Here is a 10,041-nt window from a genome sequence, read left to right as displayed (position 1 = left end):
CTCATCAATCGTTGCAGTCGCTTGAGTCGGGAAGCCCGCAGGGTGGTTTGGTTGATAGCCAGACTCCATTGAGCCAATGAGGAGTCAGCCAGTTTCAAGAGGGCAATGATCAGCAGGGCCATAAAGCGGATACGCCGTTTATCACATTGAAAATGATCTTTGATGGCATCGTAGACAGCATCTTCGTTACTTTGCATAGGGAGTAGTTGGAGGGGTTTACGTTTAGCGACACAAAACTACCTCAACATCAGCTACTCCCTACTTTTGTCCTGTACTTAGCCCCTTAACATAAGATTTCATATGCAACTTGACTAAGAAAAGTACCATTTTTAAAGCAACCAATTTGTCCATAGGATGTGCCGAGAATCGCTCCCTCTAGGCTGTAAAATGACCAATTAGCTGATCTTTTCAAGAAATAGTTGGTAAGCTAGAAAAATTTCGAATTCTCAAATAACGCTACCACATGAGACGGAGAGACATTCCCGTATCGTCGTCTCAAATAGGGCATTTGTTTGAGATTCGACTTTTCAGTCTTGACGGTTTGTGTGCGTATCCGATGGTCACTTTTATCGTTTCATTCAACCCAGTTAGCCGATTACCCCATACTGGTGAGTAAAAAAAATTACACGTTGGTTGAGTGGCAGACCTTACTCATGGTCATCATCAAAACCGATAGCCCATAGTCAGGCCAAAGCGGGGAGTAAAACCTTTCCGGCTCATGAGTTCCGGCAGGACTGACTTCAGAGGGGGACTGCTGGTCGGTAGTTGATAGTGAAGTCCCAAAAACAAATCGAACACGACACGCGCTATGCTTGTCTGCACGCCAGCCAAAGCACCGGGCATCCAGACGTAAAGCTGCCGGGTAGTCCTGACTAATGTACCGCTTGGGTCTCGAACAATAGTACCCTGATTGTCGAGCAGGTAGTCCTCGAGCGTGAGCCCGGAAAAGCGACCGTATACCCCTGCGTAAAAGCCAGTAGGGGACACAGGACGCCGACGGAAATAGTGCCGGTATTCCAACGTAGCCCGTTTATAGTGAAATAAACTCGGCACGGGGTTGTTGGGGTCGTGATATTCAAACGTTTCCGAACCGAAGCCTACACCACCCACCAGCGATGCCCGTTTGGTCAGCATCCGTTCATAAAACACCGATACATCGCCTACAATAAGACTTAGGGGATTAATTTTCAGACTATTATTCCAGGTGGCTGCTGAGTCTGCTGTTGACTGGGCATAAGCCGTACACAGGTTGATGGCACTAAGTAGAAAAAGTAGAGATATTTTCATTACGAAATTCAGGTGTCCTTTATGGCCTGTCACCAACAAACTGACATCCGCTATTTTTTGCTGCCGTTGCCAGTTGTGCCATTGCCAGACTGACGGCTTCTTATCGGTTGACAATATTACCAGTTTTTGAGAGTGCAGCAAAAATAACCTTCTGATTGGTGCCAGGTTTAATCTGGTGTATATGCTAAACCAGCGCGGACTGTTTAACGATGCGCTTTGAATTAGCAGGAGTGAGTTTCAGGAAATACGTATCGTATGCGATTGATGGAGTTGGACAGATAGTAAAGAATCACGGTCTCACAATTCGCTCCTTGCTGAGAGATAAAAAACAAATAATTACCAACTACACATTTAGTTTAAATCGAATCGCCGAAGCGACCGCCAGGCGGCCCTGCGTAATTTTACAACCCGTTGGAAGAAATCCCCCAATAACCGCCCTGGCGTGAGATAATTGACTATTGCTCTCAATTGTACGTTAAGATATAGTATGTGAAAACAGCAAACCTATGACGACTTTTTTTACCCTTATGTAGATATACCCAAATGTTCTCTATAAATTGACGTCATTACTACATAGTTCTTCAACTCCGATCGACAACTAAGAGAGATACCTTCTTTTGGAAGTCCGGGACTTACTCTATAATGATCGATCCTCAACAGCTTCAAGCGCAGGTCAATCAGTGGTGCCCCATTGTGTACCTCAGCTCCAAAGAAAGGTACAACCCCTGTACTGTAGATTTTTACCTGGAGAATGCTGCGCTCTGTGACAACGGCGGTAATGTCCTTGTCTATGCACCGGTGGCCGAGAGCAATTTGCCGCCAGCTGCTTCTACCGACTATTTATTGCCCAATAGTGCAGCAATGGCTGGTCAATCTGCTGCCCCTTTTTATGTTAGAGTTACCACACCCGTGGACAATCCCAATGCGATCGATATTGAATACTGGTTTTTCTACGGGTTCAATGGTAATGCTACGTTCAGAGTCGACGTGGAGATTGGCAGTAGCAAACATAATTTGTTGGTACCGATCCCCCCCTTTGGCGACCACCAGGGCGACTGGGAACATGCTATTGTACGGCTGGATGACAGCTTTAATTTCATTGGGCTCTACACTGCCGAACATGGTTGGGGAACCTGGAATGCGAGCGGCAGCTTCCAAACGGGTTCGAGCGGTCGCCCTATCATCTACTCTGCTGTAAATTCACATGCCAGTTATGTAAGTACCGGGGTGTTCACTATCAAAGACCCGATATCGATCGGGTTCAAAGGATTAAAATTTCAGATGGGGTTGGCCGATCAAACCGATCAGGGCACGTTGTGGGATTGCTTGGCCAATGGCTGTGGTGCGCAGATCGTATCTGTCAGCCTGCCGGGTGTACCTGACCCTGCTGCGGAGTGGACAGGCTTTACCGGGCATTTTGGTTCGCCAACAGACCAAACAAGCCAGATAGATGAGTCAACTCACATTATCTGGGAGGCAATAAAAGAGCTTACCCTTCATTTGGCGGATCCTTTCAAGGATACAATAGAGGACACCATCAAAAGCATCTTGTCCGATGCGGCATCGACCATGTTACCTGGTGGGCCGGCTTCGCCAAATAGCCAAAAGGACTGGACAAGTGGGGCGCCTGGTCAACCCTAATCTGTGTCGCTTCGGCTTATATTAAATTTGCCCCCTGACCTCCTCCCAGTAAACTGGCTCTTACGCACTTTGTGTGGCTCAGCATTGATAAAGCACTCTTTGCCGTAATAAGTCCAGCTTGGCTCGCCCGTACATCTGCCGCTTGATTAGTTTTAATCGATTAACTGCTCCGGCAGCCCGGTTGTCCCTCCGTCTGAACGCGCCACGGTGGCCGTTACTCCATTCCGTCGCCAAAGCCGCACGAACGGCTCCATAATCCTGCGCCAGCCCAAACCCAAACTGTTTCAACAGTGTGACCGGGCAGGCCTGACAACGAACTAACCAATCGTCAAATAAACCCCTTGTCCCCCGTCAATCATCAGATAACGGACCAAATCAGCAAAACTTTCCAGCGATTTGGCCAAACACAATGGCCCACCATCCAGCGGAGTTAAGCCAGCTTCAGCCGCCAGTTGCGCGACGGTTGCTTTCGCGGCCTGATCGTCTCCGCACAGTAGCCCTACCACACGCTGCGCACATAGAAAGTTAACTGGATGACTGTATGTTTCCTGGGCTACGGTATTGAACGCTTTGACCACGCGGGTAGCCGGCCGGAGCACCCAGGATCCGATGGCCAGCATACCGAACAGGAACGACCAGATGAACTGGCCGGGGCCATCGCCCACTAATAAATGGGACGCAAAGCCGCCCATAAACAGAATAACAATCCCTGCATAGGCCCATTCCTTGAGTAGCCGATAGCCAGGCATCAGGAAAACCAGGGCAGCCGCCAGCTTGCAGGTGCCCAGCATAGGGCCTAAGTAAAGTGGGTAGCCCAGATGCGCTAAAATGCGGTATACGTAGCCTTTATTAAGCCAATTGAAATCCTAGAGCGCACTGTGAATAAACTCAAAGGTGATCAGGGCCGTGACAAGCCAGTATCTAATCAGCCGGGCTTTCGAGGGAGCACGGGTCTGGGGAGATCGTTGATGAGTGGTCATTAGCGGTCATAGATTGGTTTGCAGACCTATAATGACTGAGACCGCCTAAATTGGACATATTGACTGAAATTTTTAGCGCAAGTCGTGAAGGTTTCGCCCGGCCATCTGTCTGTTAGCCCAAGCCTCCAAGTGGGCAAAAAAGGGAATCAACTCCCGACCGCTATCAGTCAGGGACTACTCGACGCGGGGCGGCATTTCGAAAAACGTATGCGACGGATTGTACCGCGGTGGCGGACCACTGGACAGTTATTAAAATCGCCGTCTCCTAAAACGCTCCTATGCGAGACGAATGAGCTTACATGCGTCTGCTGCTTAAGTGGGGTGTTTTCTGAGAAAACTCTTGTCAGCTTACATCCCGTCTTCCTTGCACCTACTTAGCATAAGTTTACTTATACTCTATAGCTCCTTTACAGTCGAGGCACGTTACTAGGAAAATTTTTGACGAAAAACTTGTGTAGTTATTTGACTACACATAAATTTGTAGTCAAATAACTACACAATGAACTTGAGACGAGATGTTTTCCAAGCTATCGCCGACCCAACCAGGAGAGCTATCTTACTGTTGGTCGCCACACAAGCCATGACCGCGGGGGCCATTGCGGCCAACTTTGACACCGCCCGGCCCACCGTTTCCAAACACCTGCAAATCCTAACCGAGTGCGAGCTGCTCCAGCAGACACAAACGGGTAGGGAGATTTACTACCACCTTAACGCTCAGAAAATGAAAGACGTCGCTGACTTTATTGAGCCCTTCCGGGCCATGTGGGAAGAGCGTTTTACTAGGCTGGAAACGATCATGAAACAGTACAAATCTGATAAATAGATCGATATGGAACGAAAAACGACGATTCAGGCCGAAAACGGCAAACAGGATCTATTGATTACCCGCGATTTTGACCTGCCGGTCGAACTCCTGTTCAAAGCCTACCAGGAGCCTGAACTGGTCGCCCAATGGATGGGTACCACCGTGCTGAAGTTGGAAAACAAACAACATGGCGGTTGGCAGTTTGAAACGACCGATGCCCAAAACAAGGTCGTCTTCCGGGCCAATGGCGTGATTCACGAATTCATGCCCAACCGAAAAATCACCCGCACCTTCCAAATGGAGAATCCGCCTACTTCGGCCCAGCGCTTTGAGGTTCAACTGGAGTTTTTGGAATTTGAACCGCTTACCGTCACGACGAGTCGGCTCACCATCCATACGGTGTATCGGTCGGTGGCCAGCCGGGACCTCATGATGCAGTTGCCCTTTGCCAAGGGTTTGAATATGGCCCACAACCGATTGCAAACGATTATGAACCAAGTAAACTGATCCCTTATGAGCAAGCAAGACAAACTGATTTATTGGGTTTCTACCGGCCTGCTAGCTTTGGGGATGCTACAAAGCGGCATTTTTTCGGTTCTCCGAACAAAGGAGTGGGTTGACATGGTGACTGGCCTGGGGTACCCGGTCTATTTCTTGACTATCCTTGGCACCGGAAAAATTCTGGGCGTTATTGCCATCTTACTGCCCCAATTCAGGCTGCTTAAAGAGTGGGCTTATGCGGGTTTCTTTTTTGCTATGGTAGGCGCGCTTTTTTCTCATCTGGCGATTGGTGAGTATGCTGTCAAAGCCATAGCTGGGCCTTCTTGTCAACTCCTGTTTATCGCTTTGTCCTGGTATTTCCGGCCAGCGGACAGAAAAATCGTGCTGAACTCTTTCTAAAAGTGAACTATCATGAACTGTAGAGAAAATGAATTGTCATCCCAGCAGCGGGAAGAATTTTTCAGCGTTTTAAAGGCTCGTTTTGACAACCACAGCAACCGCCATCCGGGTATTGCCTGGGCCTCTGTACAAGCCAGGCTAAATGACACGCCAACTAAACTGTGGTCACTCCATGAAATGGAACGCACGGGCGGGGAACCGGATGTGGTTGGTCAAGATAAGCAGACAAACGAGTATCTTTTTTATGATTGCTCACCAGAAACGCCCAAAGACCGCCGAAGTCTTTGTTACGATCATCAAGCACGGGAGTCAAGGAAAGCCAATAAACCGGCAACTAGTGCCATTGAGATGGCGGCTAGTATGGGTATTGACTTGTTGACAGAGGAACAATATCGGGAGCTGCAGCAATTGGGTAAGTTCGACCTGAAAACATCAAGTTGGGTAAAAACACCAGCTGATATTCGACAACTCGGTGGTGCCCTGTTTGCCGATTTTCGCTATGGCCATGTTTTTATCTATCATAATGGTGCAGATTCTTACTATGGGAGCCGGGCCTTCAGGGGTTGGCTAAAGGTCTAACTGAGGTAACCTACTGCTTGTCGCACTCTACCAACAAGAGTTTAGAGTTATTAAAAAGATAATCGTCTCACAAAACCCTCCTACTTGAGACGAAGGTGCATCTGTGAAGCTATTTCTTAAATCGGGTCTGACGATTGCACGTTTAACATTTATCAATAAAGCCTTTAGCCCTCAACTACTTAGCTTTGATCCCATCGAACTCAGGGCAAAATGGCAAAGAAAAGAAAATGGATTACACGGGTCTGGATTGGATTACCTATCGTTTTATTTCTCTATCTAGGCATTTATCTATTCCTCTACGTAGAGAAAGATCAGCAGACTAATCGGTACCGATCCGCTCAGTTACCCGATACGTTTCGCTACCACTTTGCCCAACCTGTAGAAGAATTAATGATTCGAACTCCGCAAGAGGGCTTGTTAAATGCCTTGCTTTTTAAGGTCCCTCAACCGAAGGGAGTCGTCTGTTTCTGGAAAGGCAATGGAGGAACTTTAGCCAATTGGGGAGCCATGGCCCCTACTTTTCTGCCATTCGGTTACGATGTATTGATCACCGACTATCGGCAACACGGTAAAAGTAAAGGACCCATCAGCTTAGCTAATTTCTACACGGATGCCCAAACCGTTTACGACTCATTAAAGCGCCGATACTCGGAAAATAAGATGGTGATCTGTGGCTACTCCTTAGGCGGTCGGATAGGGGCTCATCTAGCCTCGATGAATCGACCCAAATTCACGTTCCTAATTGATCCAGCCTCAGCGGGTGGTGATTTCAGTGATCGCTTTACGGATCTGCTGTATTACCCTTTTCCCTCGGTAAATGGCTTCACTTTCCTCACCGACCAAGATGTCCAAAATGCGTTCAGTCCGGTTATCGTCGTCAGCACCGACAATCCGCATAGTACGGCTTATAAGCTACATTCCGTTTTGGCCCCTAAGGATCAGCTTTTAGTGATCCCTAATGCGACACATGCCAGTATTCTAAACCACCCGCAATGTATGCAATTGCTCAAAAAATTACTCGCCGAGTAATGATTCATTGGGGTAAGTGACTGGTAATTTACCTAATCTCTCCTCTCGTATTTGAAACGAGGAAGGTTCCATGTATTGCCTCAACTAACACCCCATCAAGGTGCTAGTCATGACCGCTTCTCCGTCGCAGGAGGAAGCCTTTTCGGGCTATTCTATTATTAACCTTAGTCGCGACCGTCACTTGATTAGACAGGTAGCCGTTTATCGCTGTAATCGAGCCAGTTGCATATCTAATGTGTCCCGACCTAAAACCCCTTGTAACCTCATCGCTTCAGCAGTACGTTGACTAATAGTAGCTCGTAAAGTATCACGAGAGTAAAAGGCTATTTCTAGTTTATTTTGCAAACTATCAAACGCATAGCTTCCTACTAAGCCTTCGCTAGCGGTAAACCGGTATGGATTGGGACTAAAAGCACAGCCTTCCAATCCTGAGAAATAGATGCGACTCCAAGCTTTAGGATCCGTTAGCCAAGCCGTAGTCGGTTGCAATCGACCGTTACGAATCAGTTTTTCTACTTTCCAACTCCCCTTTAGGCTTTGATCGTAGGGGTGGGTAATAATCAGAACTTTTAAGGAAATGAATGCTACGGCAATCGGTAGTAAGCGCAGGCTGTGCTTGAACCAACTACGGCCTAGTAAAATACTAGGCAGCCCATCGACCGCATCCCAGAAGATTGTTTTAAGTTTTTTCCAGTGTAACAACAGCAAAAAAACTAAGGCTAATGAGTAAACAACCGAGTTGAAAAAAGCGCCTGGACTAATTTGATAGAATAGATTGATTAAGACAATATTGACCATAACTGGCAAAAGAATCACCACGCCTAACAAGGTTGTTCGGCGATAGAGCAGTAGGATAGATCCCACTATTTGAAACAAACCAACGCTGATGGCAAACGGATAAGAGTAACCGAAATAATACCAGGTTAGATCCATGCCTCTAAGTTCGTTTAAAGGCATATCAAGCAAGAAAGTTGGGGTTTGAAACTGCGTTTTTAAGATTTTGGCAAATCCGTAGCTAGCGATAGATAAAGCGAGCCAATACCGGATTATGGCTCGTAGCCAAGCATGGTGAAGGGGACTGTTAATGGCCCTAGAGTGTTCACGTTGATGCCATACCCAGGTATAGATTAGGCTACTGAGCAAGGCCACCATAACCATTCCTATCAACAGATAGCCGAAATACTGCCCATATTGCTCAAAAAAAGCGACCGGTAAGAACTCTAAGGGAATCAGCAGTGAGTTCAGCAAAGCAATAGCTGCCAGAGTTGACTCACAAAATTTAAGAAACCAAGACATTTGGCGATTTGGCGGGACTTCTGCCATGGGCTGTTTTATAAGTGGTGATAGGGTAGTCAATGTACGAAACGCGGACTAAATAGTCGTGGATGATCCGTTTTATAAAACGCTCCTACTTGAGACAGCTTCTTATGAATGCATCTTGAAAGTTCACAAAATGTGAACTTTTTTCGTAACTTTATAGTAGCTTATGAAAGTTCATCTGATCAGAAAAGAGACGGTTGAGGCTTACGCCGAGAAGAATGCGCGCAGTAAAAGTTCGTTTAAGGTTTGGCTCACCGTCGTCAAGTTTGCCAATTGGCAGACACCTGAAGCGATTAAAGAGACATTTGGGGCCGCCGATTTGCTGGGCAATGGCACCAACCGGGTCGTATTTGATATTGGTGGTAATAACTATAGGATGATCTGCAAATATGCCTTTGGCAAGAACCGGGTTCATCTCTTTGTTTGCTGGATAGGAACCCATGCCCAGTATGATAAGCTCTGTAAGCACAACGAACAATATACCGTAAATCACTACTAAGATGGAAGCACTTAGATATAAAGTAATCAAATCTGAGAAACAATACAGTGACTACTGTACTGCTTTAGAGACACTAGTAACTGGAAACGATCAAAGAGAAAATACGCAAGATGAAATCGAGTTGCTCACTTACCTGATTGAAAAGTGGGATGCCGAACATAATTCCTTCCAGGATGTAGACCCCATTGAATTACTCACAGTCCTGATGAGCGAGAAGTCGCTTAAAGCGAGAGATATGACCCAGATCTTGGGCGTCAGTAAAAGTCTGGTTTCGGATATTCTGCACTATAAGAAAGGATTGTCTAAAGAGATCATCAGGACACTTTCTGGCTACTTTAGCGTTTCCCAAGAAGCATTTAACCGGCCCTATAAATTGAAGGTGCCAGAAAATAGCCATTTGAAAAATGCCAGTGTTATGAACACTCGAAAAAACCTGCAACTGGCTTAGTATCAATTTTAGGATTGCATTTAGCTACGATAGGTGTGAAGCTTTACTGGAATTAATCTGCCCTCCTCACTATGTGATATCTAGCCGTTTAAGAATGAGTGTTCCTTAAATAGGGCGTTTTTATAGACATATCATTTCAATGCCTATTCAATACTATCTACAACAACCGGTATTTAAATGATATTAAATATGACTTTGCCTTAGTATTATTTAGCGGGTAGTTGATTTACTTGGTGCCAATTCAACCTTATTTATGTACCGTTTCCCTAATCTATTCGCAATCTTCCTGAGTTTAGGTGTTTTGACTACAGCGATGGCCCAGCGCCCTTATCGGGTCATTACTCAAGATGAACAAGGACGCTTAGTCACTATAGAAACTAATCGGATGGGATGGTATTCCCCCACTTATCTGGATGTGCTCGCTGAACTGTGTCAGCGGGGTTTAGTCGAAGCGATGGGCTTGAATGCGTTCGTCAAAGATAATACTGAATTGGTTAATCAACTCCTTCCAGTTATAGGTTGTCGTCTCCCACTTGGTGTGTAGGTTTTGGAT

At 46.4% G+C, this 10,041-nt stretch carries 12 protein-coding genes and 1 pseudogene; 8 read left to right on the top strand and 5 right to left on the bottom strand.

All coding sequences use genetic code 11. The annotated features are described in order from the left end of the window. Both B157_RS0108395 and B157_RS0108390 read right to left on the bottom strand, forming a co-directional pair. Positions 1 to 197 (bottom strand): hypothetical protein (locus B157_RS0108395; protein ID WP_026308527.1); only part of this gene is annotated, 197 nt, incomplete at its 3' end. Between the two features lie 466 nt (positions 198 to 663). Continuing rightward, complete coding sequence (locus B157_RS0108390; RefSeq protein WP_157618347.1) at positions 664 to 1,287, bottom strand: hypothetical protein; 624 nt, start codon at positions 1,285 to 1,287, stop codon at positions 664 to 666. Between the two features lie 642 nt (positions 1,288 to 1,929). Between B157_RS0108390 and B157_RS0108380 the strand changes: the two genes are divergently transcribed. Beyond that, on the top strand, positions 1,930 to 2,928 hold the full coding sequence (locus tag B157_RS0108380) for a Vps62-related protein (RefSeq protein WP_020602901.1): 999 nt from the start codon (positions 1,930 to 1,932) through the stop codon (positions 2,926 to 2,928). 78 nt (positions 2,929 to 3,006) lie between these two features. Here the strand turns inward: B157_RS0108380 and B157_RS39650 are convergent. Together B157_RS39650 and B157_RS36735 are read right to left on the bottom strand one after the other, a co-directional pair. After that, positions 3,007 to 3,192 (bottom strand): annotated as a pseudogene (locus B157_RS39650) (hypothetical protein); the annotation flags it as partial. 53 nt (positions 3,193 to 3,245) lie between these two features. Next, a complete protein-coding gene (locus tag B157_RS36735) occupies positions 3,246 to 3,758 on the bottom strand; it encodes a DoxX family protein (protein ID WP_281168451.1) in 513 nt (170 codons plus the stop codon). Between the two features lie 649 nt (positions 3,759 to 4,407). Between B157_RS36735 and B157_RS0108365 the strand changes: the two genes are divergently transcribed. From B157_RS0108365 to B157_RS0108345, 5 genes are all read left to right on the top strand, one after another. Beyond that, the gene (locus B157_RS0108365) at positions 4,408 to 4,731 is read left to right on the top strand and encodes an ArsR/SmtB family transcription factor (RefSeq protein ID WP_020602899.1); all 324 of its coding nucleotides are present in this window, start codon (positions 4,408 to 4,410) and stop codon (positions 4,729 to 4,731) included. A gap of 6 nt (positions 4,732 to 4,737) precedes the next feature. Next, positions 4,738 to 5,220 (top strand): SRPBCC domain-containing protein, encoded by a 483-nt coding sequence (locus B157_RS0108360; RefSeq protein WP_020602898.1) that lies wholly within the window; start codon positions 4,738 to 4,740, stop codon positions 5,218 to 5,220. 6 nt (positions 5,221 to 5,226) lie between these two features. Continuing rightward, complete coding sequence (locus B157_RS0108355; protein WP_020602897.1) at positions 5,227 to 5,613, top strand: DoxX family protein; 387 nt, start codon at positions 5,227 to 5,229, stop codon at positions 5,611 to 5,613. A gap of 12 nt (positions 5,614 to 5,625) precedes the next feature. Beyond that, positions 5,626 to 6,192 (top strand): DUF4256 domain-containing protein, encoded by a 567-nt coding sequence (locus B157_RS0108350; RefSeq protein WP_020602896.1) that lies wholly within the window; start codon positions 5,626 to 5,628, stop codon positions 6,190 to 6,192. A gap of 210 nt (positions 6,193 to 6,402) precedes the next feature. Next, positions 6,403 to 7,221: an alpha/beta hydrolase gene (locus B157_RS0108345; RefSeq protein ID WP_020602895.1), complete on the top strand. Its 819-nt coding sequence runs from the start codon at positions 6,403 to 6,405 to the stop codon at positions 7,219 to 7,221. 201 nt (positions 7,222 to 7,422) lie between these two features. Here the strand turns inward: B157_RS0108345 and B157_RS0108340 are convergent, their stop codons facing one another. Then, the gene (locus B157_RS0108340) at positions 7,423 to 8,544 is read right to left on the bottom strand and encodes a hypothetical protein (RefSeq protein ID WP_020602894.1); all 1,122 of its coding nucleotides are present in this window, start codon (positions 8,542 to 8,544) and stop codon (positions 7,423 to 7,425) included. Positions 8,545 to 8,707: 163 nt separating this feature from the next. On the opposite strand from B157_RS0108340, the gene B157_RS0108335 reads away from it, so the two are divergent. Both B157_RS0108335 and B157_RS0108330 read left to right on the top strand, forming a co-directional pair. Next, a complete protein-coding gene (locus tag B157_RS0108335) occupies positions 8,708 to 9,040 on the top strand; it encodes a type II toxin-antitoxin system HigB family toxin (RefSeq protein ID WP_020602893.1) in 333 nt (110 codons plus the stop codon). 1 nt (position 9,041) lies between these two features. Next, complete coding sequence (locus B157_RS0108330; protein ID WP_020602892.1) at positions 9,042 to 9,488, top strand: helix-turn-helix domain-containing protein; 447 nt, start codon at positions 9,042 to 9,044, stop codon at positions 9,486 to 9,488. The last annotated feature ends 553 nt before the right edge of the window (positions 9,489 to 10,041 follow it).

The sequence above is a fragment of the Spirosoma spitsbergense DSM 19989 genome (assembly GCF_000374085.1).
In the GTDB taxonomy this organism is placed as follows: Bacteria; Bacteroidota; Bacteroidia; order Cytophagales; family Spirosomataceae; genus Spirosoma; species Spirosoma spitsbergense.
The sequence above is the reverse complement of the archived record's forward strand: the minus strand, read 5'-3'. Positions and strand labels throughout refer to the sequence as shown.